Raw genomic sequence first — 26585 nt, 5'->3', positions numbered from 1 at the left:
CGGTGCGGGGGGGGGGGGGGGGTGTCGGCCTGGACTGCATGATTTAGGCGCCCTGTGCGCAGCTTCGACAGGGTTCGGGGTGTTGCTGCGCCACAAATCACGCTTTACGTCCCGGCCGACACCCCACCCCGCCCCCGTCCCCGTCCCGGGCCGCCGCCAACCGCGCCGACGGAGGGTGGGGCTGGGGTTTTTCAGCCGTCCGGCGTTTGAGGACCGGGGTCTGGGGCGGAGCCCCAGGGGGTCCGGGCGCAGCCGGGGACCCCGCTTTCAGCCCCGCCGGCGTTTGAGGCGCGGGTCCGGGCGGAGCCCGGGGAACGGTGGAAGGGCGGGTCGGGGACTTCGCCCCGCAGGGCCGACCCGGCCGCACCCGCCCACCGGGCTGGACGCCAGAGGGCGGTGGCTAGTACCCCGCCCGGCCACCGCCGGACGGGGTTCGGCGCAGCTGCGCGAAGCCGGGGATGCCCCCAAGGGGCCGCACCGCGCGAGGGGTGCGTTACGAAGGAGTAGGGGTGGGGGCCGCCCACGGGGACGTGGGGATGATCAGGGGGGAGCCCGTCACCGGGTCGGGGATGACGATCGAGGCGAGGCCGAAGACCTCGCGGACCAGGTCGGCGGTGACGACCTCCGCCGGCGGGCCCTCCGCCACGACCCGGCCCGATTTCATCGCCACCAAGTGGTCCGCGTACCGCGCCGCCTGGTTGAGGTCGTGGAGGACGGCGACCACCGTCCGGCCCCGCTCGTGGTTGAGGCGGCGGACCAGGTCCAGCACCTCCACCTGGTGGGCGATGTCCAGGAACGTCGTCGGCTCGTCCAGGAGCAGGATGTCCGTGTCCTGGGCGAGAGCCATCGCGATCCAGACCCGCTGCCGCTGCCCGCCCGACAGCGCGTCGACGGGCCGGTCCGCCAGGTCCGCGACCGACGTCCGGGCCATCGCGTCGACGACCGCCCGCTCGTCCGCCTCCGACCACTGCTGCCACCAGTGCTGGTGCGGCTGGCGCCCCCGCGCCACCAGGTCCGCGACCGTGATCGCCTCCGGGGCCGAGGGGGACTGCGGGAGCAGTCCGACGGCCTGGGCGATGCGCCGGGTGGGGAGGGAGGACAGGGCCTCGCCGTCGAGTACGACCGACCCCGAGCGGGGGCGGAGCAGCCGTCCCAGTGCCCGTAGCGTCGTCGATTTGCCGCACGCGTTGGGGCCGACGATGACCGTCACCTTGCCGTCCGGGACGGCCAGGTCCAGGTCCTCGACGACCACCCGGTCCTCGTACGCGAGGGTCAGTTCCCGCGCGGACAGACGGCTCACGGCTTGCCTCCACTACGGCTGCGCATGATCAGCCAGATCAGGTACGGGGCTCCGACGGCGGCCGTCAGCACGCCCACCGGGAGTTCGGTCGGGGAGAGGAGCCTGCGGGCGAGCAGGTCGCCCAGGACGACGATCACCGCACCCGTCAGGGCGGAGCAGAGGAGGGGGATCTGGGCGGTGCGCGTCATCCGGCGGGCGATCTGGGGGGCCAGCAGGGCCACGAAGTCCACCGGGCCGGCCGCGCCCGTGGCCACGGAGGCGAGGATCACGCCGAGGGCGACCAGGCCGAGCCGGACCCGGCCCAGCCGGACGCCCAGGGCCGTGGCCGTGTCGTCGTCGAGGGAGACCGTGCGCTGGGCGCGGGCCGCCCACAGGATGCCGGGGAGGAGGGCGAGCAGGACCCATGCGAGGGGGGTCGCCACGTCCCAGCCGCGGCCGTTGAGGGAGCCCGTCATCCAGATCTGCGCCTGTTGCGCGACCAGGTAGTCGCCCTTGGTCATCAGGAGGGTGGTCACCGACCGCAGGGCTATGGCGAAGCCGATGCCGATGAGGACGAAGCGGGTGGCGTGCAGGCCTCCCCGCCAGGCGAAGACGTACACGAGGGCTGCCGCGGCCATCCCGCCGAGGACCGAGAGGTACGGGAGGACCGTGTACGAGGTGACGCCGAAGGTCAGCGCCGCCACCGTGACGGCGCTCGCGCCCTGGCTGATGCCGATGATGTCGGGGGAGGCGAGCGGGTTGCGGGCGACGGTCTGGATGAGGGCGCCGGCCACGCCGAAGGCCAGGCCGACCAGCAGGCCCACCGTCATCCGGGGCAGTCGCAGGGTGCCGACGACCAGGTCGTCGGGGGAGGGCCGGCCTAGGAGGACCTTCACCACCTCGCCGGGGGCTACGAAGGATTCGCCGATGGACAGGTACGCGATGCACACCGTCGAGAGGAGGAGGGCCAGGCCGAGTGCCACGGCCGCCGCCCGGCGGTGCAGGAGGAAGGAGCCGCGGCCCGAGCGGTCGCGGAGGAGTCCGTAGCCGGCGGGGAGGACCCGTTCCCGGGTGCTGGTGCTCATGCCGCCACCACCGCCTTCCGGCGGACCAGCGCGACCAGGAACGGCACGCCGATCAGCGCGGTCATCACCCCGGCCGGGACCTCGCCGGGCGGCACCACGATCCGGCCGAGGACGTCCGCGACGAGCAGCATCACCGGGCCGATCAGGGCCGCCATCGGCAGCACCCACCGGTGGTCGCTGCCGACGAGGGCCCGCGCGAGGTGCGGTACGGCCAGCCCGACGAAGGCGATCGGCCCGGCTGCCGCGACCCCGGCGCCGGTGAGGATCGTGGCCCCGAGGCCCGCGACGATCCGTACGGCCGCGATGTTCTGCCCGAGCCCCTTCGCGAGGTCCTCGCCCAGCGCGAGGGCGTCCAGGCCGCGGGCCACCGACAGCACCAGTACCGCGCCGATCAGGAGGAAAGGCCAGATCTGGTGGACGACAGAGACGTCGCGCCCGGCGATCGAGCCGACCTGCCAGAAGCGGAACTCGTCCAGCGCCGAGGCCTTCGTGGTGAGGACGCCCATGGTGACCGACACCAGCAGGGCGTTGATCGCGGCCCCGGCCAGCGCCAGCTTGACGGGGGTCGCCCCGCCGCGGCCGCCGGAGGCGACGGCGTACACGGCGACCGAGGCGACGGCGGCGCCCGCGAAGGCGAACCACACGTAGCCGCTCAGGGTGTGGACCCCCGCGAAGGCGATGGCGCAGACGACCGCGACCCCGGCTCCCTGGCTGATGCCGAGGATGCCGGGGTCGGCGATCGGGTTGCGGGTGATGCCCTGGAGCGCGGTCCCGGCGAGGGCGAGGCCCGCGCCGACCATCAGGGCTATGAGGGTGCGCGGTACGCGCAGCGTGCGCACGACCTCGGCGTTCGGACTGCTCGCGCCCCGGAAGAGTGCGTCGAAGACCTCTCCGGGAGGGACGGCGCGGGCTCCGACCGCGAGGCTGAGGAGCACCGCGCACAGCAGTGCGGCGAGGCCGGCCGCCGTCCACGCGATACGACGGGTCGTCAGGGCGCGCCGGGCCGCGGCGGGGGCCGCGGGGACGGGAGCCGAGGGAGCCTCGGGGGCCGCGGGGGCGGGGGCTGACATGTCACCAAATTTCACTGTCTGGTAAGGCAGGGCTAAGTCTACGTTCCCGTCCGCAGTGCCCGGCTCGGCACAATGGGGGCATGAGCCCCGAGACGCAGCTGACCGTCGGATTCGACCTCGACATGACCCTCATCGACTCCCGGCCGGGCATCAGGGCCGCCTACCAGGCGCTCTCGGCGGAGACGGGCGCGTACATCGACGCCGACGCTGCCGTCACGCGGCTCGGACCGCCGCTGGAGGAGGAGCTCGCGCACTGGTTCCCCGAGGCGGAGATCCCCGCCATGGCCGACCGCTACCGGGAGATCTATCCCACACACGCCATCGAGCCGACCCCGGCGATGCCCGGCGCCCGCGAGGCGGTCGAAGCGGTCCGGGCCCTCGGCGGCCGCGCGATCGTCGTCACCGCCAAGCACGAGCCCAACGCCCGCCTGCACCTGGACCACCTGGGCATCAAGCCCGACGCGGTCGTCGGCTGGCTGTGGGCGGAGGCCAAGGCGGTCGCCCTGCGCGAGTACGAGGCCCAGGTCTACGTCGGCGACCACGTCGGGGACGTCCGGGGCGCCCGCGCGGCCGGAGCGGTGTCGGTGACGGTCCCGACCGGCCCGTGCCCGGAGCCGGAACTGCGTGCGGCGGGCGCGGACGTGGTCCTGACCGACCTCACGGAGCTGCCGGCCTGGCTCGCGGCGTACGAGCGCACCCGGACCGCGTAGCCGCGGACCGCCCGGCCCCCGTACTACGCCTGCGAGGCGCGGGCCGCCGTCCGCTGCGCGGCGGCCGAGCGCAGTACGCCCGCCGCCGAGATCGCGAAGCCGACGCCCATGAGCATGCACACGGCCCACGCGTACGAGGGGAACGGGTCCATGTCGAGGAAGAGCGGGGCCATCGTGGCGAGCGTGGCCACGGCGCCGACGATGAAGACGATGCCGCCGGCCTTGACGAGCGCGTCGCCGGGGCGGGCGGTGTCGTCGGCGGCGTGCTCGGGCTGAGGAGTAACAGTCACCCGACCAGGGTAGTTCCCTGGCCTCATCGGCTCCGACGCACATACGGGGGTCCGCTCGAACTGGTTTCCCGGGATTTACAAGTACAAGGGTGAAGTGGTTCTCGACGACGACGGCGAGCCCTTCATCCTGCCCGGCCGGCCCCACGTGGACATGGACGAGTGGTTCGACCTGGTTGAGAGGATCAGGCCGAAGAAGGAGGGGTACGGGCCCGAGAGTCGCGCCGCAAAGAGTCTGCTCGCCGGAATCGCCAAGTGTGGAGAATGCGGCGCACCTCTCGCCCGAGTGCAGACCTCGGGGGCGAAGCGCAAGGACGGCATGCGATCGCCCTCGAAGTACTTCTACCGGTGCACCAGCCGATTCCGCGGTGGCTCCTGCAAGAAGGGTGCCGAAGCCGACTTCCTTGCGGGCAAGTATGACGGCGAAGGCCAGGGCGAGTCCTACTGGCGGATGCACAAGTCCTTGTCCGGGAAGGTCCGGAACCTGAAGGACCGGGAGGCGGAGCGCAAGCACCCGGAGACGAAGCCGACCGGTCGCCTGTACAGCCAGGTGTGGCAGGAGAAGGACCAGGACGACCGCCGGTCCTTCCTGAACGAGTACAAGGTGACCGTGTGGGTCTGGCGTGACTGCCTGCCGGACATGCCCCGAGGTAGTCGCTCCGGGGCCGTGCTTGATCTTGGTGAGATCAGACGGATCGCGGAGGAGCAGACGCTCCTCATGCCGGAACAGGTGGACTTGCCCTGGCACGGCTGGAACGTCCCGCGGCACTGGGCGGCCCCGCACCTCTTGGGAGACCCGGAAGCTCGCGAGATCTTGACCAAGACGTACGGATCAGCCGAGTTGCCCGCGACGCTCCGGGAGCGTCCGGATCGGCGAGAGATGGAGCGCGATCCATACCGGCCAGTGCCACTGGCCGGTATGGGTGGAGCGGCTTGACGAGGGGTAGATAGACGGAGAGGCTTCGGGCAATGGCAGGCAAGAGCAAGCGCTGGATAGCCTGACCTGCGGAAACAGTGGTTTGGCTGACTGGTGGAATGGGGTGCTCGCTTTGCCTACCGGCAAGGTCAAGTGGTTCAACAGTGAGAAGGGCTTCGGCTTCCTCTCCCGCGACGACGGCGGCGACGTCTTCGTCCACTCGTCGGTGCTCCCCGACGGGCTGGACGCGCTCAAGCCCGGCCAGCGCGTCGAGTTCGGTGTTGTCGCGGGGCAGCGCGGTGACCAGGCACTTTCGGTGATCGTCCTGGATCCGGCACCCTCCGTCGCGGCCGCGCAGCGGCGCAAGCCGGACGAGCTCGCCTCCATCGTGCAGGACCTCACGACCGTCCTGGAGGACGTCACGCAGCAGTTGGAGCGGGGCCGTTACCCCGACAAGGCGCAGGGCGGGAAGATCGCCGGCATGCTGCGCGCGGTGGCCGACCAGCTCGACGTCTGAGCCCGGTGCACGACCGTGCCCCGCCGCCCACCAGGGCCGCGGGGCACGCTCATGCCTGCGGGAAGGTCTACGGGAAGGCCAGCGCGTCGGCTGCGATGGCCGGAACCAGACCCTCCGCGGCCGCCCGGGTCAGCAGCCCGCGCACGGCCGCGTAGCCGGATTCGCCGAGGTCGGCGGTGAACTCGTTGACGTACAGCCCGATGTGCTGGTCGGCGACGGCCGGGTCCAGCTCCTGCGCGTGCGCCCGTACGTAGGGCCGGGACGCCTCGGGGTCGGCCCAGGCCATCCGGACCGACGTGCGGGCCGACTCGGCGAGCGCGCGCAGCGCGTCCGCGCCCAGGGAGCGCTTGGCGATGATCGCGCCGAGCGGGATCGGCAGGCCGGTCGTGGACTCCCAGTGCTCGCCCATGTCGGCCAGGCAGTGCAGTCCGTAGTCCCGGTAGGTGAACCGGGCCTCGTGGATGACCAGTCCGGCGTCCACCCGGCCGTCGCGCACGGCGGGCATGATCTCGTGGAAGGGGAGGACGACCACCTTGCCGACGCCCTCGGGCAGCACGTCGGCGGCCCACAGGCGGAACAGCAGGTAGGCGGTGGAGCGTTCGCTCGGGACCGCGACCGTCTTGCCGGTCAGGTCCAGGCCCGGCTCCCGGGTCAGGACCAGGGGGCCGCAACCACGGCCCAGCGCGCCGCCGCAGGGGAGCAGCGCGTACTCCTCCAGGACCCACGGCAGGACGGCGTAGGAGACCTTCAGCACGTCGAGCTCGCCGCGCTCGGCCATGCCGTTGGTGACGTCGATGTCCGCGAAGGTGACGTCGAGGGCGGGCGCGCCGGGGACCCGGCCGTGGGCCCAGGCGTCGAAGACGAAGGTGTCGTTCGGGCAGGGCGAGTACGCGATCCGCACGGGCCGTGCCGGGTCGGCGTCTGTTCCGGTCATGAGGGTCCTCCCCAGGAAGCGAGTACGGGTCCCAGTGCCCGGAAGCCGTCGGCCAGCGCCGTCAGCGCCTCGCCGATCCGCCAGGCGTCGCGGTCCCGGGGGCCCACGGCGTTGGAGACGGCACGGACCTCCAGCACGGGCAGCCCGTGGGCGGCGGCGGCCTCCGCGACCCCGAAGCCCTCCATCGCCTCGGCCCCGGCGAGCGGGTGCCGGGCGGCGAGGGCGGTCGTACGGGCGGCGGTGCCGGTGACGGTGGAGACGGTCAGGACGGGCGCGAGCAGCGCCCCGGTCGCCTCGGCGGCGCGCGCGGCGAGCTCTGCGGGAGGCAGGTGCACGCTGCGGCCGAAGCCGAGTTCCACGACGGTCAGGAACCCCTGCGGGGTCTCGGCGCCCAGGTCGGCGGCGACGATCGCGTCGGCGACCACGAGGGTGCCGATCGGGGCGGCGGGCGCGAACCCGCCGCCGATGCCTGCGGAGACGACGAGGCCGTAGCCGTCCGGGGCGGGCGCGAGCGCCAGGGCGGTCGCGGTCCCGGCGGCCGCGGCGGCCGGGCCGACTCCGGCGACCAGCACGTCGAAGGCTCCCCGGCGGTGGATGAGGTAACCGCCGGGGAGGGTGCGCGGCTCTGAGCTGTGGTCCGGATGAGGGACCGGACCGGACAGGCCTCGGACGACGGAGTCGGCCTCCGCCGTCACCGCGGTCACGATGAGCGCGCGCATGGTGGGTGTGTGACTACTTGAGCTTGACGTTGAAGGCCCAGACGGCGAGGGGCTTGCCGTCCTCGGAGACCTGGACGATGTTCAGCTTCTTGGAGGCCGGGGCCTCGCCCTGGCCGCCGGTGGCGAACAGGTCGGCGCCGGGGAAGCTGCGGTAGGTGTTGGAGGAGGGCTCGGTGATCGGCTGCCCGTCGAGGACCGCCTGCCACTTCTTGCCGTCCTCGACGACGTCCGGCTCGACACCCAGGCGCAGCGTGTCGCCGCGGCCGTAGTCGATGTTCTTGGCGTGCTTCAGGTCGCCGAAGCACTCCTGGACCTTCTCGGCCGTGAGTTCCTTGCCGTCGCTGCAGGCGGCTTCGGTGGACACCGACGAGGTGCCGACCGTCACGGTCGCCAGCGGCGTCGGCTTGTCACAGGCGGAGAGGAGGAGGAGGCCGGCGGAAACGGCTCCGAGGGCCGCGACGCTGCGGCGGGCCCTACCCGAGAAAAGCGGTGCGGTCATGAGCCGAAGGCTATCGGGCGGGTGGCGTGCCTTGCTGCACGGGGTGGGGTGGTGCGGCGCCGTGGCGCAAGCGCCCCCGGCTGCGCCGGGCCTTCCGGGGCTCCGCCCCGGACCCCGCGCCTCAAACGCCGGCGGGGCTGGGTTTGGCCGACGCCGGCTCGTACGCGCAGCGGCCCCGGCTACGCCACCCGCGGTCGGGAGGACGTCGGGTGCTGGTGGTGCGGGGACGTGAGGAAGCCGCGGAGGGCCATCGTCGTGCCCAGGGCCACCACCGTGGCGGCCACCGACATGCCGAGGACGCCGTTCAGGGGGAGGGCGATGCCGATCGAGCCGCCCAGCACCCAGGCCACCTGGAGCAGGGTCTCCGAGCGGGCGAAGGCCGACGTGCGGACGGCCTCGGGCACGTCGCGCTGGATCATCGCGTCCAGCGAGAGCTTCGCGAGGGCCTGGCAGAAGCCGGCCGTCGCACCCAGGACGGCCATGAACACCCCGCTGAAGAAGATCGCCGCGAGCACGGCCACCGCGAGGGTCAGCGACAGCACGGCGGCGATGATCGCCTCGGGCGCGCGGGCCCGGAGCCAGGCCCCGACGGCCGTCCCGCAGGCGTTGCCGACGCCCGCCGAGACGCCGACGATGCCCAGCGACACCGCCGCGCTCTGCCCGGCGAGCGGGTGCTCGCGCAGCAGGAACGCCAGGAAGAAGATCAAGAACCCGGACAGCCCGCGCATCGACGCGTTCGCCAGCAGCCCGCACAGCACCGGCCGGCTGACCGTCCGCAGCCCCGGCCGCTTCGAGTGCGCCTCGTGGGTGGACAGCCGGGCCCGGCGCTCGCCCTTCGCCTCGTCGACCTTGTGCGGCAGCGTGAACGCCGCGAAGGTGCCCCAGATGAAGATCGCGCACGCCCCGTAGAGCGGCCACGGCGGCCCGATCGTGTGCAGGGCGGCGCCCACCGGCGCGGCGGCGCCGGTGGCCAGCAGGCCGGCCAGCGTCACCCGGGAGTTCGCCTTGACCAGCGAGAACCCGGGTGGGAGGAGCCGGGGGACGACCGCGCTGCGCACCACCCCGTAGGCCTTGGAGGCGACGAGGACCCCGAGGGCGGCCGGGTACAGCTCCAGGCCGCCGGTGGCGACCGCGCCCGACATCATCACGGCCAGCAGGGCCCGGGTGAGCATCGCGCCGGCCATCGCGGCCCGCCGCCCGTGCGGCAGCCGGTCCAGCAGGGGGCCGATCACCGGGGCCAGCAGGGTGAAGGGGGCCATCGTGATGGCGAGGTACAGGGCCACTCGGCCGCGTGCCTCGTCCGTGGGGACGGAGAAGAAGACGGTGGAGGCGAGGGCGACTGTGATCATCACATCACCGGCGCCGTTGATCGCGTGCAGCTCGATCAGTTTGCCGAGGCCCGATTCGCCCGCCCCGTGCGCGTGCGTGGCCCGCCGGATCCCGCGCGCCGTCCCCGTGAACGGCAGGTGCAGGGCACGCCCGACGGCCCGGCCGGCCCGCCTGGCCGGTCCCGAGCCGTCATCGGACGACCGTACGGGTGCCACGTGGCCATACTGCCCCACTCGGCCCCCCGGGACCCTTCCCGGCGCGTCGCGGGGACCCGGCCGCGCCCCGGGTTGGCCGTGGGTGTCCGCGAATCGGACCTTGCATGTGGGCCGAAGGCGCCGGAGGAGGTAGCGTGCGTAGCGCGCCACCGGCGGCTGCTCCTGGCCGCGCGCCTCTTCGCGATCCCGCAGAATGGATCGCAGGTAGGTGCGCCCTGGAACCCGATCGGGCGCGGACGTCGACGCGGCCCCCTGGTCCGCTCCGCCCGCGCTACGTAGGGACAGCCGACGGGTCGTTGTGGACGACAAGTACGGACGGCGCACTCGTGAGACGGCGTAGGAGAGAACGAGACCTGTGAGTGCTGCGACGACGCGAAGCCGTACCCCCGACCGCCTGTGCGTCGAGGCGGTAGACCTCGCCCGAGCGGCGGCCGAAGAGGCCGCCTACCCCGGAGTGGTGGGCGAGCACACCGCCGCCATCGCGGAAGGTGACAGGGTCGTCACGCACTTCTTCGAGTGCAAGGACCCCGGCTACCGCGGCTGGCGCTGGGCCGTGACGGTGACGCGTGCGTCCCGCGCGAAGAACGTCACCCTCGACGAAACGGTGCTGCTGCCGGGCGACGACGCCCTGCTGGCTCCCGAGTGGGTGCCGTGGAGCGAGCGGCTGCGGCCGGGCGACATGGGCCCGGGCGACCTGCTCCCCACGGACGCCGAGGACCTGCGGCTGGAAGCGGGCTGGTCGGGCGAGGACGCCCCGCCGCCGAACTCGGTGGTGTCCGCCGAGATGGCCGAGCTGGTCGAGGCGGAGGACGCCGACGTCACCGACCGCGCGGTGGTGCCCGTACGCGGCTCCATCACCTCGGTGGCGGAGGAACTGGGCATGCGGCGGGCACGCGTGCTCTCCCGCTACGGGCTGCACAGCGCGGCCGACCGCTGGGACGAGTCCTTCGGCGCGAAGACCCCGATGGCGCAGGCGGCTCCCGCCTCCTGCGTCTCCTGTGGCTTCCTCGTCGCCATCGGCGGCTCGCTGGGCCAGGCCTTCGGCATCTGCGCCAACGAGTTCAGCCCGGCGGACGGCCGGCTGGTCTCCCTGTCCTACGGCTGCGGCGGCCACTCGGAAGCCGCGGTCATGCCGGCGCCGCCGCGACCGGCGCCGCCCGTCCTGGACTCGATGGCCTCGGACGAGTTCCCCCTGCGCCCGTCGCCCGACTCCGGCTCGGTCCCCACCACGGACCCGCTGGCCGCGGACCTCGGCCACTCGTAACGCCCCCGAACGGGTGGGCCGGGCCCGGGCGCGGCCCCGCCTCGCCCGGTTGGGCGACTCGGGGCGCGACGGGCCGTCAGGCGTGATCCGCTGGGCGGGATGAAGACCTCCACGAGCCCCGAGACCCACACCGGACAGGCGGCCCCCACCCGGACCCGCCTGTCCTGGGTGGATTTCGCCGTGGCGGCCGCCTTCCTGGTGCTCGGGTACGCGATCCTCCAGGTCGGCAAGGGCACCACGGTCAACTTCGACCCCGCCGACGTCCCCGACGTGGACACGGACCCCGCGAAGCTCCCGTACTACGCCGCCCGCAGCGTCCTGCGGATGTTCATCGCGCTGCTCGCCTCGGTCGTCTTCACCTTCGGCTACGCCTACGCCGCGGCCCGCAGCCGCCGCCTGGAGCGGGTGCTGATCCCGGCCCTGGACATCCTCCAGTCCGTCCCGGTCCTCGGCTTCCTCTCCGTCCTCGTCACCTTCTTCGTCGCGCTCTTCCCCGGCTCGCTCCTCGGCCTCGAATGCGCCGTCGTCTTCGCCATCTTCACCTCGCAGGCCTGGAACATGACCTTCGGGTTCTACGCCACCCTGACCTCGCTGCCGCGCGAACTCGACGAAGTCTCCCGCTCGTTCGGCTTCACCCGCTGGATGCGCTTCTGGCGCGTGGAGGTCCCCGCCGGGGTCATCGACCTGGTGTGGAACGGCATGATGAGCTTCGCCGGCGGCTGGTTCATGCTGGTGGCCTCCGAGGCGGTCTCCGTCTCCGGGCACGACTACGCCGTCCCCGGCCTCGGCTCGTACGCGGGCACCGCGATCGGCGAGGGGGACCTCGGGAAGGTCGGCTGGGTCATCCTCGCGATGACCGTCACCATCGTCACCGTCAACTTCCTCTTCTGGCGGCCCCTCACGGCCTGGGCGGAGAAGTACAAGAACGAGCAGTCGGAGTCCACCGACGTCCAGCGCAGCTACGTACTGGACTTCCTGCGCCGCTCCCACTGGCCCCGCCTGCTCGGCCGCGCCACCGCCCCCGCCCGCGACGCCACCGGCCGGGCCGCCCGCGTACTGGGCCGCGACGACATGGCCCTGTCCGTGGACCCGGCCCGCCGCCGGACCGGCGACGTGGTCTTCGCCGTGATCGCCGGAGCCGTCATCCTGTGGGGCCTGTACGACCTGGTGCGCTACCTCCAGCGCGAGACCGGCCTCGGGGTCTTCGGGGAGCCGCTCGTGCTCGGGCTGATCACCTTCGTCCGGGTGATCGTGCTCGTCGCCGCCGCCACCGTCGTGTGGGTGCCCGTGGGCGTGTGGATCGGCTCCTCCCCCCGGCTCACGAAGATCGCCCAGCCCGTGGTGCAGGTGCTGGCGAGCTTCCCCGCGAACCTGCTCTTCCCGGTGGCCGTCTGGTTCTTCCTCAAGACCGGGCTGAACATCAACATCGGCTGCGTCCTGCTGATGGCCCTCGGCGCGCAGTGGTACATCCTCTTCAACGCCATCGCCGGAGCCATGGCCATCCCCTCCGACCTCAAGGAGGCCATGGACGACCTCGGCGTCCGCGGGCTCCAGCGCTGGAAGCGCCTGATCATCCCGGCCGTGTTCCCCTCGTACGTCACCGGCGGCATCACCGCTTCGGGCGGCGCCTGGAACGCCTCCATCGTCGGCGAGGTCGTCACCTTCGCCGGCACCACCCTCTCCGCGACCGGCCTGGGCGCGTACATCTTCCACGCCACCGAGGCCGGGGACTTCCCCGAGCTGATCGCCGGGATCGCCGTCATGAGCCTGTACGTCGTCGGGCTCAACCGGCTGTTCTGGCGGCCCCTGTACCGGCTCGCGGAGCGCCGCTACTCCATCTGAACCCGGTCCGCCCGCCCGATGCGAGGAGCCAGCCCCGAATGACCACGATCCTCCAGGCCGCCGCCCTCACCAAGTCCTACGCCGGCGCCGACGGGGAACTGCCCGTGCTCGGCGGCATCGACCTGGAGATCCGGGAGGGCGAGATCGTCGCCCTCCTCGGGAAGTCCGGCAGCGGCAAGTCCACCCTGCTGCGCTGCCTGGCCGGGCTGATCCCCGCCAGCTCCGGCTCGGTCACCTACCGGGGCGAGGAACTGCGCGGGGCGAACCCGGGCACGGCGATGGTGTTCCAGACGTTCGCGCTGCTGCCCTGGCTGACGGTGCAGCAGAACGTGGAACTGGGCCTGGAAGCCAAGGGCATGGACCGCGAGGCGCGGGCCCGGCAGGCGGTGGAGGCGATCGACCTGATCGGCCTCGACGGCTTCGAGTCGGCCTACCCGAAGGAGCTCAGCGGCGGGATGCGCCAGCGCGTCGGCTTCGCCCGGGCGCTCGTCGTGGAGCCGGACGTGCTGATGATGGACGAGCCGTTCTCCGCCCTGGACGTGCTCACCGCCGAGAACCTGCGCGGCGAGCTGATGGAGCTGTGGGCCTCCGACCGCTTCCCCGCCAAGGCGGTGGTGCTGGTCACGCACAACATCGAGGAGGCGGTGCTGATGGCCGACCGGGTGGTGGTGCTGGGCTCGCGGCCCTACGGAACCATCAAGGAGACCTTCGCGGTGGACCTGGCCCGCCCACGGGACCGGGGCGGCGCCGACTTCGAGCGGATCGTGGACGCCGTGTACGCGGTGATGACCGGCCGCACCGCCAAGACCCCGGCCGCGGCCCCGCCGGCCAAGCGCACCCCGGCCAACACCCCGCTCCCGGCGGCCAGCGTCGACGGGATGGCGGGCCTCGCCGAGATCGTGCTCCAGCGGGGCACCGGCGACGGCAGCGAGGACCTCGCCGACCTCGCCGACGAACTGGGCCTGGAGGTGGACGACGTACTGCCCCTGGTGGACGGGCTGGAACTGCTGGGCCTCGCCGAGGTACGGGACCTGCACCTCGTCCTGACCGCGCGCGGCACCGCCTTCGCGGGGGCCGACGTGCAGGAGTCGAAGGAGCTGTTCGCGGAGGGGGCCATGGAGGTCCCGCTGGTCCACCTGATCCACACCACCCTGCGGCGCTCGCGCGGCGGCACGCAGCGGGCCGGCTTCTTCCGCGACCTCCTCTCGCACCACTACACGAGCGAGCAGCTGGAACAGCAGCTGGAGACGGCGACGGACTGGGGCCGCTACGGAGAGCTGTACGGCTACCACGCGGACGCCGAGCAGTACCGCCTGGACGAGGACCCCTCCCGGGGATAGCCCCGCCTTTCAGCCGTCCGGCGTTTGAGGACCGGGGTCTGGGGCGGAGCCCCAGGGGGTCCGGGCAGAGCCCGGGGAACGGGCGAAGGGCGGGTAGGGGACTTCGCCCCGCAGGGCGGTCAGGCCTTGGGCCGGCGCCGCAGGAGCCGCTTCGCGGCCAGGGTCAGCGTGATGGCCGCCACCAGCACGAGCGCACCCTTAGTGAAGCTCCCGCCCTCGGGCCCGGCGGGCGCGCCCGGAGCCGGAGCGGGAGCGGCGGAGCCGGAGCCGGAGGCCGACGGCGACGGCTTGGCGCCGGAGGCGACCGGCACGGCGACGACCCGGCTGTTCGCCCCCTCCGCCCCGAACATCAGCGTCGTCCCGTCCGCCGTGTACGTCACCGACTCCGCCTGCCCCTGCCACGGCGCGGCCACCGCCTCCCCGTCCCCCGCCGGCCGTCCGTCCTTCCACGGGTAGGTCTTCGCCCACAAGTACCCCCGCAGCGCGAGCCGCCCCCCGTCCGGGGAGAACGCCCCGTCCGTGACCCACGGGACGTCCCCGATCCGCCGGAAGGTGTTCGTGCCGGAGGCGGACAGCGCCTCGGGGCCCTCGTAGAGCCCGCCGGCCCGTTCGTCCTTGCTCGCGATGTACACCCGACCCGTCACCGGGTGCACCATCAGCGCCTCCGCGTTCCGCGGCCCGTCGGCGTACTTCACCGTGAACTGCTCGGCCTTGAGGGTGGCGTCCCCGAGCGTCTTCGGCTCGGTGAACCGGTAGATCCACACGTGGTTCCAGGAGCCGCCGAGGTTGTCCCCGATGTCGCCGACGTACAGCCGTCCGTCCGGGCCCAGCGAGATCCCCTCGATGTCCCGGGGCTTGCCGATGCCCGTCAGGGTGATCCGCGCGACGGTCTTCCCGGTCGCGGAGTCCACGGCGTACACGTACGGGCCGTCGTCGCTGTCGTTGTGCGTCCAGTAGACGCCGGGGTGGATCCGGCTGGCCGCGAGCCCGCTCGACTCCTTGATCCGGGGGTCGGTGATCGTGAACCCGGACGCGGCGGACCCGGACGCGGCGGCGGCCGAGGGCAGCAGAGCGAGAGCAGCAACAGCGGCGGCGGTCAGGGGCAGCAGGTGCGGGCGCATCCCCCTAGCCTGCCAGCCCGCCCCACCCCCCCGCGTGTCCGGCATCACAGGGGCCGCGGCCCGGTGATCCGCGAAGATGACCGGATGCGTTTCATGCTCGTCGGGGACTCCATGACCATCGGACGCGCCGGCGACTACACCTGGCGCTACCGGCTGTGGCAGCACCTCGACACCACCTTCGGCGGCCCGTACGAGTTCGTCGGCCCCCGCGCCGGGCTCTACGACCCCCTCGCGGACGCGCCGACCAGCGACGCCTACGCCGACCCCGGCTTCCCCGCCGGGGCCCGCCGCCACCTGGCCGGCTGGGGCGAGGGCTGGCAGCACATGGCCCCCCTCATCGGGCCCGCCGTCCGGTCCGCCCGGGCCGACGTGCTGCTGGTCTCCCTCGGGCTGATCGACCTGGGCTTCTACACCGCGGCCGAGGGCACCGCCGCCAACGTCCGCCGGTTCATCGAGGAGGCCCGCGCCGCCCGGCCCGGGATACGGATGGTCCTGCTGCCCGTCATACCCAACGTCCGGGCCCGCGACGACGCGCCCTTCGCGCGGCAGGTCGAGCTCTTCAACGAGCTGCTCGCCAAGGCCGTCGCCGACCTGTCGACCCCCGCCTCGCCGATCCTGCTGGCCGCGCGCCCGGAGGCGTACGAGATCGACCGGGACACCTACGACGGCACGCACCCCAACGCCTCCGGCGAGCACCGCCTGGCCGGGGAGTTCGCGGCGGTCCTCAACCAGGCTTGGGGCCTGGGCGGCCCGTACCGGCCGCGCCGGGACGAGTGACACGAACGCGCGGTGGTCACCCTCCACAAGGAAGGGACGATGGCCACCGCCACGTACAGCTGCCTGCTACCAGGCGAAGGCTTCCGGGGACGGTCCTGGACCGGGGAAGATCTCGTCCAGGGCTGTCAGCAGCTCGTCTTCCAGCTCCAGCTCCAGTGCGCGCAGCGCGCTCTCCAGCTGCTCGGATGTGCGCGGACCGACGATCGGTCCCGTGACCCCCGGACGCGTCAGCAGCCAGGCCAGCGCAGTCTCGCCGGGCTCCAGGCCGTGCTTGTCCAGCAGGTCCTCGTACGCCTGAACCTGGGCCCGCACCGAGGTGTTGGTCAGTGCCTCGGCGGAGCGGCCCGAGGCGCGGCGGCTGCCCTCGACCTCCTTCTTGATGACCCCGCCGAGGAGCCCGCCGTGCAGCGGGGACCAGGGGATGACCCCGAGCCCGTACTCCTGGGCAGCCGGGATGACCTCCATCTCGGCCCGCCGCTCGGCGAGGTTGTACAGGCACTGCTCGCTGACCAGGCCGACCGCCCCTCGCCGCGTAGCGATCTCGTTGGCCTGGGCGATCTTCCAGCCGGGGAAGTTGGAGGAACCGGCGTAGAGGATCTTGCCCTGCTGGATCAGCACGTCAACGGCCTGCCAGATCTCCTCGAAGGGGGTCTGACGGTCGACGTGGTGGAATTGGTAGAGGTCGATGTAGTCCGTCTGGAGCCGCTTGAGGCTGGCCTCGACGGCACGCCGGATGTTCAGCGCCGAGAGCCGGTCGTAATTGGGCCACGGCGCACCCTCGTCGGCCATCGAGCCGTAGACCTTGGTGGCCAGGACCGTCTTCTCGCGCCGGCCACCGCCCTGGGTGAACCATGTGCCGAGGATCTCCTCGGTGCGACCCTTGTTCTCACCCCACCCATACACATTGGCCGTGTCCACGAAATTCAGACCTGCGTCGAGGGCGGCGTCCAGGATGCCGTGGCTGGTCGGTTCGTCGGTCTGCGGACCGAAGTTCATCGTGCCGAGGACGAGTCGGCTGACCTTGAGTCCGGTGCGTCCGAGCTGCGTGTACTTCATGGGACCCAAGCCAACTGCTTCGAGTCCACTCCAGGCAAGCCCAGTCCGCGCAGCCCTCGATTTATGCGACCACACGCACGGTGAACGTTTTCCGCTGCTACATGGTGACGAAAACCAAGTGGACGTGCCCTTTGTGGACACTATGACGTGCGGTGCGTACATCGGGATGAGGGTTCCGGTGTGGTGAGGCAAACCACTGCTAGGTTCTCGGTCGTGAGTCAAGACACCTTGGTCAAGCGGCAGTTCGGGCACCGGGCCCGGCTCGCGCTGCCGCCTGCCGGGGTTCGCAAGGCGGATGATCAGGCGCACGCGGCCCGAACCATGTGGAACCTACTCCACGCCTGGTGGCGGATGATGTCGAAAGACAAGCGAACGCTGGCGAACGCAGACGCCGCGATTCGACAGGCCCGTGAGGAAATCGACTTTCTTGGAGTTCTTCCCGCGCAGGCCGCGCAAGCGGTGCTGAAGACCTATTTCCAGGCGTGGAAGAACTGCTGGGACGGCCGGGCGGGCGCCCCAGACTTCAAGGGCCGGTTCCGTACGGTGATGTCCGTGGACATCCCCCAGGGCCGGGACCTGAACATCACCCGCGTGCACCGCCGCTGGGGCATGGCCAACATCCCCAGGATCGGCCGGGTCCGCTTCCGGTGGACCAAAGACCTGCCCGTCGGCAAGCGTGCCAACGTGGAGAATCGGATCACCGGGGCCCCGCTGGTCAAGGACGCGCTCGGCTGGCACATCGCCTTCCGCGTCCAGACCCTGGAGGTCAAGCCCGGGCCCCACCAGGGGCCGGAGGTCGGCGTCGACGTGGGCGTCGCCGTGCCCATTGCTCTCTCGGACGGCGAAACGTACGAGCACGGCGAATGGCTGACCGAGAAGGAGAAGGCCAAGCTCCTGCACTTGGAGCAGTGCGCTTCACAGCGTAAGCGCCACCGCAAGCCCGGCGAGCGCACCAGCGGCCGGGTGCACCGCACCTACGACCAGATCGCAGGACTCCGCGCGAAAGCCAAGCGCCGGGCCCTGGACTGGCAGCACCAGACGACCACCGCCATCGCCCGCGCCTACGGCACGGTCGTGGTCGAAGCACTCACCATCACGAACATGGTCAAGTCCGCCAAGGGAACCATCGAGGCGCCGGGGAAGAACGTCGCCCAGAAATCCGGGCTGAACCGCTCCATCAGCGGGGAGGCGTGGGGCCGCACGGTCAGCATGCGGACGTATAAGACCGCCCGGCACGGCGGCACCCTGCACAAGGTCCCTGCCCCCGGCACCAGCCTGCGCTGCTCCGCGTGCGGTCTCACCACGCTCGGGAGTCGGGAGAGCCAGGCCCTGTTCGTGTGCAAGAACCCGGACTGCGGCTGGTCGGGCAACGCCGACCACAACGCGCCCCGGAACGTCTTGCACCTGTACCGGATGGGCCTCGCGCTCATCCCGGCTGCCGGAAGGGCAGTCGTCAGGCGTGCCAAGCGCGTCAAGCCCGCTGCCGCAAGGTAAGCGGGAATCTCCCGGCTCCAGCCGGGAGAGGACTTCAACAGTTCCACCACGTGGCTTGGCGGACGCGCTCGCGAACAGTTCCGTACGGGCGCAGGTGCAGGCGTACGAGGACCTGCTGGACAAGCACGGACTGGAGCCCGGCGAGGTCGCCCTGGCCTGGCTTCTGACGCGTCCCGGGGTCACGGGCCCGATCGTGGGGCCGCGTACGCCGGAGCAGCTCGCGTCCGCGCTGCGGGCGGTGGAGCTGGAGCTGTCGCCGGAGGTGCTGGCGGGGCTGGACGAGGTCTTCCCGGGGCCGGGGCCCGCTCCGGAGGCGTTCGCCTGGTAGGCGGCGGTCTACGGGCTACGGGCCTGCCGGCCTACGGGCCTACCGCGGCGGCCACCGCCACCACGAGGAACATCAGTACGAGCACACCGGCCATGACGCGGTTTCTGGTCTTGGGATCCACCCGTCGAGCCTAACGCGACCGGGCCCGCCCTTCGTACGGAGGGGCGGGCTCTCCCAGTTCCCAGGAGCCGACGACCTCGTAGCGGGGCTGCTCGCCGGGGACGCCGGAGTCGGGAAGGTTGCTGCGGACCAGGCTGAGTTTGCCGACCTGCCAGGCGGTGCCCTCGAAGGAGGCCAGGGCCGTGGAGTAGGGGCGGACGTCGTGCCGCTCGTCGCGGAGCCGGCCGAGGGTGAGGTGGGGGGTGTAGCGGTGGTGCTGGTCCATGGGCACCCCGGAGCGCCGGGCGGCGGCGTCGGCGCGCTCGGCGAGCATGCGCAGGGCGTCGAGGTCCCCGGCGGCGCCGACCCACAGGGAGCGGTGGCCGAAGTGGCCGGAGCCGTGGATCCGGAGCCGGAAGGGTGTGCTCCGCGCCGCGGCGCGGGCGAGGCGTGCGTGGAGCTCGGGGAGCAGCTCCTCCTGCACCTCGCCCATGAAGGCGAGCGTGAAGTGCCAGCCCGCTTCCGCGGTCCAGCGAAGGCGGTCGTCTTGTAGGCCGCGCACGGCCTCGGCCAGTTCCGAGATGGCCGCCTCGGGCGGGATGACGGCTGCGAACAGTCTCATGCTGCCGAGCCTAGCGATGTGGTCGCCGTGCGGCGCCGTTGCCGGGGACCAGTCCCCGGACCCCTACGCCTCAAACGCCGGCGGGGCTGGATTTGGCCGGCGCCGGCCTGCTCGTGCGGGCAGCGCCTTGTGCGCCCGGTGGGGTTGGATTTGGGCCGGCCCTGCCCCGCACGTGCGCGCAGCGCCTTGGGCCGCCGGCGGGGCTGGATTGCCCGGAGGGCAATTTCAGCCCCGCCGGCGTTTGAGGCGCGGGGTCCGGGGCGGAGCCCCGGGAAGCCGGGCCGCACGGCCCCTGAGGCCTCAGGCCCCGCGAGGCACTACGCCGCCGTGACCAGCTGGCGGCGGTCCGACGGGACGAACGTCACGCCGTGGCGGCTCACGCTGAGGCGGAGGTTGCCGATGCGGGAGAGGATCAGGCCGATCGTCACGGCTGCGGCGAGCGAAACGACGCCGCCCGCGGCCATGCCGATCCGCGCGCCGTAGGTGTCCGTGACCCAGCCGACCAGCGGGGCCCCGATCGGCGTGCCGCCGGTGAAGACCATCATGAACAGGGCCATCACCCGGCCCCGCATCTCGGGGTCGGTGGCCATCTGGACGCTGGAGTTCGCGGTGACGTTCACCGTCAGGCCGAAGACCCCGATCGGGACCAGCAGCGCCGCGAACAGCCAGAAGCTCGGTGCGAAGGCCGTCACCAGCAGGAGGACGGAGAAGAGCACCGCCGCCGCGACCAGCAGACGCAGGCGGGACAGGCCCCGCCGGGCCGCCAGCAGTGCGCCCACCAGGGAGCCCGCCGCGATCAGGGTGTTGAAGAGCCCGTACGTGCCCGCGTCGCCGTGGAAGACCTTGCTGACGAAGGCCGACAGCCAGATCGGGAAGTTGAAGCCGAAGGTGCCGATGAAGCCGACGAGGACGATCGGCCAGATCAGCTCGGGCCGCCCGGCGACGTACCGCAAGCCTTCCCGGAGCTGGCCCTTGGCGCGCGGCTGGACCTCGACCTGGTGCAGTTCGCGGGTCCGCATCAGCATCAGGGCCGCGATCGGCGCCGCGAAGGACAGGCCGTTGAGCAGGAAGGCCCAGCCGGAGCCGACGGCGGTGATGAGGACACCGGCGATGGCCGGTCCGACCAGTCGCGCGGACTGGAAGTTGGCCGAATTCAGGCTGACCGCGTTGGCCACCTGGTCCTTGCCGACCATCTCGGAGACGAAGGTCTGGCGGGCCGGGTTGTCCACGACGGTGACCAGGCCGAGGAGGAAGGCGGCGAGGTAGACGTGCCAGACGCTGACCTGGCCGGCGAGGGTGAGGACACCGAGTGCGAGACCGGTGAGGCCCATGGCTGCCTGGGTGCAGAGCAGCAGCGGCCGCTTGGGGAGCCGGTCGGCGAGTACGCCTCCGTAGAGCCCGAACAGCATCATCGGCAGGAACTGCAGGGCGATGGTGATGCCGACCGCGGAGGCGGATCCGGTCAGCGACAGGACCAGCCAGTCCTGGGCGATGCGCTGCATCCAGGTGCCGGTGTTCGAGACGACCTGGCCCGTGGCGAAGAGCCGGTAGTTCCGGATCTTCAGCGAGCTGAACATCGAGTTCGGATTCGAGTTCTTCGTGTTCGTCGACGTGCTGTGCGTGCCCGTAGTGGTGGATGTGTGGCCGGGGGCGGAGTCTGCTCCGGGTCCCGTACTCAAAAGGTTCGCCTCCTGGCGTCGTTCCTATAGGTGCGCGAGCTTGTCCAGGACGGGCGCGGCTTCGCGCAGCTTCGCCCATTCGTCCTCGGTCAGCTCGGCCGCGAGCCCGGCGAGGAAGGCGTTGCGCTTGCGACGGCTCTCTTCGAGCATCGCTTCGGCCTCCTCCGTCTGGCGGACCACCTTCTGGCGGCGGTCGTCGGGGTGCGGTTCCAGCGTGACCAGTCCCTTGGCTTCCAGCAACGCGACGATCCGCGTCATGGACGGCGGCTGCACGTGCTCGCGCCGGGCCAGCTCGCCGGGGGTGGCCTGGCCGCAGCGGGCGAGGGTGCCGAGGACCGACATCTCGGTCGGGCTCAGCGATTCGTCGACGCGCTGGTGCTTGAGGCGCCGGCCCAGCCGCATGACGGCGGAGCGGAGGTCGTTCACGGCGGCTGCGTCGTCACCATGGGAAAGGTCATGCATGTTCTTTAGAGTAACTCATTACCCTACCTAAGGAACACCACTTATTTGTGTCACTCGTACGGGTGAGTCGGCTCCGGAAAGTGACACGCGTCCATGCCCTGTGCCCCGACTCTTTCGGCATGGGGACACATGTGCTGAGCATGCGCATAGACGGGGAGCTCCTCGACAGGCTCCGGACTCATGCCGCCAAACGCGGAATGAGCGTCCAGGACTATGTGGTCCGGACGCTCATTCGCGACGATTTCGACGAACGCTTCAAGGCGGCCGTCGACGAGACGGAGAAGTTCTACGGGCTTACGTGAGGCCCAGTGCCGGCATCGCGTAGTAGAAGACGAAGACCGCCGACACGACGTACATGGCCACCGGGACCTCGCGGCCCCGGCCGGTCGCCAGTCGCAGTACGGAGAAGGCCACGAAGCCGATGCCGATGCCGTTGGTGATCGAGTACGTGAACGGCATCATCACCATGGCCAGGAAGGCCGGAACGGCGATGGTGAAGTCGTTCCAGTCGATGTCCCTGACCGAGCCGGCCATGATCAGGAAGCCGACCGCGATGAGGGCGGGGGTGGCCGCCTGGGAGGGGACCATCGTGGCGAGCGGCGTGAGGAACAGCGACACGGTGAAGAGGCCGCCCGTCACGATGTTCGCCAGGCCCGTCCTGGCCCCCTCGCCGACGCCCGCCGTGGACTCCACGAAGCAGGTGGTGGCCGAGGAGGAGGAGGCGCCGCCCGCGGCGACGGCCATGCCGTCCACGAACAGCACCCGGTTGATGCCGGGGAAGGTGCCGTCCGGCTTCGTCAGCTTCGCCTCGTCGCCGATGCCGAGGATGGTGCCCATGGCGTCGAAGAAGGTGGACAGCAGCACGGTGAAGACGAACAGGAAGCCGGTCAGCATGCCGACCTTGCCGAAGCCGCCGAACAGGCTGACCTGGCCGATGAGGCTGAAGTCGGGCGCGGCCACCGGGTTGCCCGGCCATTCCGGGACCGTCAGGCCCCAGGCCGTGTCCGGAAGCTTGGTGATCAACTGGACCACCAGGGCGGCGACGGTCATGGCCACGATGGAGATCAGGATCGCGCCGGGGGTCTTGCGGATGATCAGCGTCAGCGTCAGCAGGACACCGACCACGAAGATCAGGACGGGCCAGCCGTGCAGGTGGCCGTTGCTGCCGAGCTGGATCGGGACCGTGGTGTGCGCGAGGTCCGGGATGCGGCTGACGAAGCCCGAGTCGACCAGGCCGATCAGCATGATGAACAGGCCGATGCCGATCGCGATGCCCTTGCGCAGGCCGGTCGGGACGGCGTTCATGACCCGCTCGCGCAGGCCGGTGGCGACCAGCAGCATCACCACGAAGCCGGCCAGGACCACCATGCCCATGGCGTCAGGCCAGCTCATGCGCGGGGCGAGCTGGAGGGCGACGACGGTGTTGACGCCGAGGCCGGCCGCGAGGGCGATCGGGACGTTGCCGATCACGCCCATCAGCAGGGTGGTGAAGGCGGCGGTCAGCACGGTGGCGGTGACGAGCTGGCCGCCGTCGAGCTGGTTCCCGTACATGTCCTTCGCGCTGCCCAGGATGATCGGGTTCAGCACGATGATGTAGGCCATCGCGAAGAAGGTGGCGAACCCGCCGCGGACCTCGCGGCCGATGGTCGAGCCGCGCTCGGAGATCTTGAAGTAGCGGTCCACGGGGGCCGACGTGCTCATGGGGGTCCTGGTCCTCAGTGGTGGTTTCATACAGCGAAATCGGGCCAAGCCCAAACCGTTTCAGTATGAACACATGAACGAAGGGGCGTCTATCTCCGCGCGTAGACCGTCCGCCGACCGGCCTAGACTTGGCCGCATGGCGAAATGGACTGCGCAGCACGAGGCCCCCGAGCCCCTCGAGGGTCCGATCGTCGGCACCGTCGCGGGCGGCACGATCATCTGGTTCGCCCTCTTCCTCTTCCAGCTCCCCTTCTACGGGTGGTTCGCGGACCGCGGCATGCTGTGGTGGGTCTGGACCTGCGCGGTCGGCGGGGTCCTCGGCCTGATCGGCCTCTGGTACGTACGCGGCCGCGATGCGGCGCTGAAGCGGCATGCGGCTGAGCTGGCCGCTCGGAACGAAGGCACCACGGCGGGCCCGGCGGGCCCGGCTCCCCAGGCGGGCTAGACGGCCGCCCCGGGGGTGGACCCGCTCCCCGCCGGGTACGTGCGGCGCCGTTGCCGGGGGCTCCGCCCCCGGACCCCCGCGCCTCAAACGCCGGCGAGGCTGAATTTGCCCTACCAGGGGAGGATTCGGCTCATCCCGAAGTCGGATCTTCGTACTTCTCGGCGGGTGAACCACTGAATCGCCCTTTACCGTCGAAGGCATGACGCAGCGGGCGAGGATCGAACCAGACGGACCGGAGCCGGGCGGCGGTGGCGGTACGGCCGCCGGAACCGCCATCGACGCGGGGGCCGAGCTCGATCCCGTCCACCCGGTCCAGCCGCCCGCACCCCGCTGCAAGCCGGCCGGGCTGTCCACCGCCGAGGTCGCCGAGCGCGTCGCCCGCGGAGCCGTCAACGACGTCCCCGTCCGCAGCAGCCGCTCCACGGCCGACATCGTCCGCGCCAACGTCTTCACCCGCTTCAACGCCATCATCGGCGTCCTGTGGGTGGTCATGTTCTTCGTCGCCCCGATCCAGGACAGCCTGTTCGGCTTCGTGATCATCGCGAACACCGGCATCGGCATCATCCAGGAAATGCGGGCCAAGAAGACCCTGGACAGCCTCGCGGTCATCGGCGAGGCCAAACCCAGCGTCCGCCGCGACGCCCGTACCGCCGAGATCTCCACCTCCGAGATCGTCCTCGACGACGTCATCGAGCTCGGCCCCGGCGACAAGGTCGTTGTCGACGGGGTCGTCGGCGAGGCCGACGGGCTGGAGATCGACGAATCCCTCCTGACCGGCGAGGCCGACCCCGTCCTGAAGAAGCCCGGCGACCCGGTCATGTCCGGCTCGTTCGTCGTCGCCGGCGGCGGCGCCTTCACCGCCACCAAGGTCGGCCGCGAGGCCTACGCGGCCCAGCTCGCCGAAGAGGCCTCCCGCTTCACGCTCGTCCACTCCGAGCTGCGGTCCGGCATCTCCACCATCCTCAAGTACGTCACGTGGATGATGGTCCCGACCTCCATCGGCCTGATCATCAGCCAGCTGATCGTCAAGGACAACAACCTCAAGGACGCCATCGCCCGCACCGTCGGCGGCATCGTCCCGATGATCCCCGAAGGGCTCGTCCTCCTCACCTCCGTCGCCTTCGCCATCGGCGTCATCCGGCTCGGCCGCAAGCAGTGCCTGGTCCAGGAGCTGCCCGCCATCGAGGGGCTCGCCCGCGTGGACGTGGTCTGCCTCGACAAGACCGGCACCCTCACCGAGGGCGGCATGGACGTCACCGAGTGCCGCCCGCTCGGCGGCGCGGACGCCGCGTACGTCAAGAAGGTGCTCGGCGCGCTCGGCGAGAGCGACCCGCGCCCCAACGCCAGCCTCCAGGCGATCATCGACGCCTACCCCGACAGCGCCGAGTGGCGCTGCACCGAATCGCTGCCCTTCTCCTCCGCCCGCAAGTACAGCGGAGCCAGCTTCAGCGAGGGCGACGGGGAGAACAACACCTGGCTGCTCGGCGCCCCCGACGTGCTGCTCCCGGCCGGGGACCCGGCCCTGGAGGAGATCAACGAGCTCAATGAGCAGGGCCTACGGGTCCTCCTGCTGGGCCGGGCCGCCCGCGAACTCGACGACCCGGCCGTGGCCACCGGGGTCAAGCCGACCGCCCTCGTCGTCCTGGAGCAGCGGCTGCGCCCCGACGCCGCCGACACCCTGCGCTACTTCGAGGACCAGGACGTCAAGGCCAAGGTCATCTCCGGGGACAACGCCGTCTCGGTCGGCGCGGTCGCCGGCAAGCTGGGCCTGCCCGGCGCCGAGAACACCGTCGACGCGCGCACGCTCCCCACCGACCAGGGCGACATGGCCGACGTCCTCGGCGAGAACGCCGTCTTCGGGCGGGTCACCCCGCAGCAGAAGCGCGACATGGTCGCCGCCCTCCAGTCCAGGGGCCACACCGTCGCGATGACCGGCGACGGGGTCAACGACGTGCTCGCGCTCAAGGACGCCGACATCGGCGTCAGCATGGGATCGGGCTCGGAGGCCACCCGGGCCGTCGCGCAGATCGTCCTCCTCAACAACAGCTTCTCCACCCTGCCCTCGGTGGTGGCCGAGGGCCGCCGGGTCATCGGCAACATCACCCGCGTCGCCACCCTCTTCCTCACGAAGACGGTCTACTCGGTGCTGCTGGCCGTCCTGGTGGTCTGCTCCCAGGTCGAGTACCCGTTCCTGCCGCGCCACCTGACGCTGCTGTCCACGCTGACCATCGGCATCCCGGCCTTCTTCCTGGCCCTCGCGCCCAACAAGGAGCGGGCCAAGCCGCACTTCGTGAAACGCGTGATGCGGTACGCGATCCCGGGCGGGGTCATCGCGGCCGTCTCCTGCTTCTTGACGTACGTGATCGCCCGTCACTACTACACCGGCCCCGACGCCCTCAAGGCCGAGACCAGCGCCGCGACCCTCGCGCTGTTCCTGACCTCGATGTGGGTCCTGGCGATCATCGCCCGCCCCTACACGTGGTGGCGGGTGGGCCTGGTCGGCGCGATGGGCGGGGCGTTCCTGATCGTGCTCGTCGTGCCCTGGCTCCAGGACTTCTTCCAGCTCAAGCTGGAGGGCGCCGTGATGCCGTGGACCGCCGTCGGCATCGCGGCCGTCGCGGCCACCCTCATCGAGTTCACCTTCCGGTGGGTGGACCGCAAGTTCCCGGCTTAGGGTGTCCGCCAGTAGGTCATCGGATGCGGGGGTTTCGAGGGCGGGTGTCCCAGCGGTAGAGGGTCCAGGCGCGTCGGATCAGGCAGCGGACAGTGATGACTGTGCTGGCCAGAGCGATGAA

25 protein-coding genes and 2 pseudogenes are annotated in these 26585 nt (G+C 71.5%); 12 read left to right on the top strand and 15 right to left on the bottom strand.

Translation table 11 applies throughout. From position 1 onward, the window contains the following. Positions 1–493 precede the first annotated feature (493 nt). The 3 genes from AC061S_RS40450 to AC061S_RS40440 are packed head-to-tail and all read right to left on the bottom strand — an operon-like array spanning position 494 to position 3434. Positions 494–1300 (bottom strand): ABC transporter ATP-binding protein, encoded by an 807-nt coding sequence (locus AC061S_RS40450; RefSeq protein WP_478690865.1) that lies wholly within the window; start codon positions 1298–1300, stop codon positions 494–496. Further along, positions 1297–2364, bottom strand: coding sequence for a FecCD family ABC transporter permease (locus AC061S_RS40445; protein WP_478690864.1), 1068 nt, complete (start codon positions 2362–2364; stop codon positions 1297–1299). Before AC061S_RS40445 ends, AC061S_RS40450 begins: the two co-directional genes overlap by 4 nt. Continuing rightward, positions 2361–3434 (bottom strand): FecCD family ABC transporter permease, encoded by a 1074-nt coding sequence (locus AC061S_RS40440; protein WP_478690863.1) that lies wholly within the window; start codon positions 3432–3434, stop codon positions 2361–2363. Before AC061S_RS40440 ends, AC061S_RS40445 begins: the two co-directional genes overlap by 4 nt. Positions 3435–3514: 80 nt before the next feature. On the opposite strand from AC061S_RS40440, the gene AC061S_RS40435 reads away from it, so the two are divergent. After that, positions 3515–4144 (top strand): HAD family hydrolase, encoded by a 630-nt coding sequence (locus tag AC061S_RS40435; RefSeq protein ID WP_478690862.1) that lies wholly within the window; start codon positions 3515–3517, stop codon positions 4142–4144. 23 nt (positions 4145–4167) lie between these two features. On the opposite strand, the gene AC061S_RS40430 is transcribed toward AC061S_RS40435, so the two are convergent. Next, positions 4168–4434, bottom strand: a complete 267-nt coding sequence (locus tag AC061S_RS40430; protein ID WP_478690861.1) for a hypothetical protein — start codon at positions 4432–4434, stop codon at positions 4168–4170. Between the two features lie 94 nt (positions 4435–4528). On the opposite strand from AC061S_RS40430, the gene AC061S_RS40425 reads away from it, so the two are divergent. Beyond that, positions 4529–5368 carry a recombinase zinc ribbon domain-containing protein gene (locus tag AC061S_RS40425; RefSeq protein WP_478690860.1) on the top strand — a complete coding sequence of 280 codons (840 nt, stop codon included), beginning with the start codon at positions 4529–4531 and terminating at the stop codon, positions 5366–5368. A gap of 112 nt (positions 5369–5480) precedes the next feature. Further along, positions 5481–5864, top strand: a complete 384-nt coding sequence (locus AC061S_RS40420; RefSeq protein WP_478690866.1) for a cold-shock protein — start codon at positions 5481–5483, stop codon at positions 5862–5864. A gap of 67 nt (positions 5865–5931) precedes the next feature. Here AC061S_RS40420 and AC061S_RS40415 read toward each other — a convergent pair whose 3' ends face one another. The 4 genes from AC061S_RS40415 to AC061S_RS40400 form a co-directional block, all read right to left on the bottom strand. Next, entirely contained in the window at positions 5932–6798 is an 867-nt protein-coding gene (locus AC061S_RS40415; protein WP_478690859.1) for a 1,4-dihydroxy-6-naphthoate synthase, read from the bottom strand. Then, positions 6795–7517: a futalosine hydrolase gene (locus AC061S_RS40410; protein ID WP_478690858.1), complete on the bottom strand. Its 723-nt coding sequence runs from the start codon at positions 7515–7517 to the stop codon at positions 6795–6797. The genes AC061S_RS40415 and AC061S_RS40410 overlap by 4 nt, the downstream gene beginning before the upstream one ends. Before the next feature lie 13 nt (positions 7518–7530). Beyond that, complete coding sequence (locus AC061S_RS40405; RefSeq protein ID WP_478690857.1) at positions 7531–8016, bottom strand: DUF2771 domain-containing protein; 486 nt, start codon at positions 8014–8016, stop codon at positions 7531–7533. A 179-nt stretch (positions 8017–8195) separates the two neighbouring features. After that, the gene (locus tag AC061S_RS40400) at positions 8196–9578 is read right to left on the bottom strand and encodes an MFS transporter (RefSeq protein ID WP_478690856.1); all 1383 of its coding nucleotides are present in this window, start codon (positions 9576–9578) and stop codon (positions 8196–8198) included. 337 nt (positions 9579–9915) lie between these two features. On the opposite strand from AC061S_RS40400, the gene AC061S_RS40395 reads away from it, so the two are divergent. The 3 genes from AC061S_RS40395 to AC061S_RS40385 all read left to right on the top strand — a co-directional run bounded on the left by AC061S_RS40395 (position 9916) and on the right by AC061S_RS40385 (position 14006). Continuing rightward, the gene (locus AC061S_RS40395; protein ID WP_478690855.1) at positions 9916–10824 is read left to right on the top strand and encodes a DUF3027 domain-containing protein; all 909 of its coding nucleotides are present in this window, start codon (positions 9916–9918) and stop codon (positions 10822–10824) included. Positions 10825–10923: 99 nt separating this feature from the next. Next, positions 10924–12666, top strand: a complete 1743-nt coding sequence (locus AC061S_RS40390) for an ABC transporter permease (protein ID WP_478690854.1) — start codon at positions 10924–10926, stop codon at positions 12664–12666. A 38-nt stretch (positions 12667–12704) separates the two neighbouring features. After that, a complete protein-coding gene (locus AC061S_RS40385; RefSeq protein ID WP_478690853.1) occupies positions 12705–14006 on the top strand; it encodes an ABC transporter ATP-binding protein in 1302 nt (433 codons plus the stop codon). A gap of 119 nt (positions 14007–14125) precedes the next feature. Here AC061S_RS40385 and AC061S_RS40380 read toward each other — a convergent pair whose 3' ends face one another. After that, positions 14126–15127 (bottom strand): WD40 repeat domain-containing protein, encoded by a 1002-nt coding sequence (locus tag AC061S_RS40380; protein WP_478690852.1) that lies wholly within the window; start codon positions 15125–15127, stop codon positions 14126–14128. 84 nt (positions 15128–15211) lie between these two features. Between AC061S_RS40380 and AC061S_RS40375 the strand changes: the two genes are divergently transcribed. Continuing rightward, positions 15212–15904, top strand: coding sequence for a GDSL-type esterase/lipase family protein (locus tag AC061S_RS40375; protein WP_478690851.1), 693 nt, complete (start codon positions 15212–15214; stop codon positions 15902–15904). A 66-nt stretch (positions 15905–15970) separates the two neighbouring features. On the opposite strand, the gene AC061S_RS40370 is transcribed toward AC061S_RS40375, so the two are convergent. Then, the gene (locus AC061S_RS40370) at positions 15971–16960 is read right to left on the bottom strand and encodes an aldo/keto reductase (protein ID WP_478690850.1); all 990 of its coding nucleotides are present in this window, start codon (positions 16958–16960) and stop codon (positions 15971–15973) included. A 213-nt stretch (positions 16961–17173) separates the two neighbouring features. Between AC061S_RS40370 and AC061S_RS40365 the strand changes: the two genes are divergently transcribed. Together AC061S_RS40365 and AC061S_RS40360 are read left to right on the top strand one after the other, a co-directional pair. Then, entirely contained in the window at positions 17174–18454 is a 1281-nt protein-coding gene (locus tag AC061S_RS40365; RefSeq protein WP_478690849.1) for an RNA-guided endonuclease InsQ/TnpB family protein, read from the top strand. 55 nt (positions 18455–18509) lie between these two features. Next, a pseudogene (locus AC061S_RS40360) lies at positions 18510–18782 on the top strand (aldo/keto reductase); the annotation flags it as partial. A 130-nt stretch (positions 18783–18912) separates the two neighbouring features. Here the strand turns inward: AC061S_RS40360 and thpR are convergent. The 3 genes from thpR to AC061S_RS40345 all read right to left on the bottom strand — a co-directional run bounded on the left by thpR (position 18913) and on the right by AC061S_RS40345 (position 21644). Continuing rightward, positions 18913–19503 carry an RNA 2',3'-cyclic phosphodiesterase gene (gene thpR, locus AC061S_RS40355; RefSeq protein WP_478690848.1) on the bottom strand — a complete coding sequence of 197 codons (591 nt, stop codon included), beginning with the start codon at positions 19501–19503 and terminating at the stop codon, positions 18913–18915. 317 nt (positions 19504–19820) lie between these two features. Further along, complete coding sequence (locus AC061S_RS40350; RefSeq protein ID WP_478690847.1) at positions 19821–21182, bottom strand: MFS transporter; 1362 nt, start codon at positions 21180–21182, stop codon at positions 19821–19823. 24 nt (positions 21183–21206) lie between these two features. After that, on the bottom strand, positions 21207–21644 hold the full coding sequence (locus AC061S_RS40345; protein WP_214954723.1) for a MarR family winged helix-turn-helix transcriptional regulator: 438 nt from the start codon (positions 21642–21644) through the stop codon (positions 21207–21209). 119 nt (positions 21645–21763) lie between these two features. Between AC061S_RS40345 and AC061S_RS40340 the strand changes: the two genes are divergently transcribed. Further along, positions 21764–21946: a hypothetical protein gene (locus tag AC061S_RS40340; RefSeq protein WP_030156886.1), complete on the top strand. Its 183-nt coding sequence runs from the start codon at positions 21764–21766 to the stop codon at positions 21944–21946. Here the strand turns inward: AC061S_RS40340 and AC061S_RS40335 are convergent. Next, on the bottom strand, positions 21939–23345 hold the full coding sequence (locus AC061S_RS40335) for an NCS2 family permease (RefSeq protein WP_478690846.1): 1407 nt from the start codon (positions 23343–23345) through the stop codon (positions 21939–21941). The genes AC061S_RS40340 and AC061S_RS40335 overlap by 8 nt on opposite strands. A gap of 136 nt (positions 23346–23481) precedes the next feature. On the opposite strand from AC061S_RS40335, the gene AC061S_RS40330 reads away from it, so the two are divergent. Beyond that, positions 23482–23790: a DUF2530 domain-containing protein gene (locus tag AC061S_RS40330; RefSeq protein ID WP_478690845.1), complete on the top strand. Its 309-nt coding sequence runs from the start codon at positions 23482–23484 to the stop codon at positions 23788–23790. A gap of 199 nt (positions 23791–23989) precedes the next feature. Continuing rightward, positions 23990–26464 carry an HAD-IC family P-type ATPase gene (locus AC061S_RS40325; protein ID WP_478690844.1) on the top strand — a complete coding sequence of 825 codons (2475 nt, stop codon included), beginning with the start codon at positions 23990–23992 and terminating at the stop codon, positions 26462–26464. A 16-nt stretch (positions 26465–26480) separates the two neighbouring features. Here AC061S_RS40325 and AC061S_RS40320 read toward each other — a convergent pair. Then, positions 26481–26585 (bottom strand): annotated as a pseudogene (locus AC061S_RS40320) (IS5/IS1182 family transposase); the annotation flags it as partial.

The organism is Streptomyces sp. CA189 (assembly GCF_056428985.1).
This window is presented reverse-complemented; position numbering and strand designations above follow the sequence as displayed.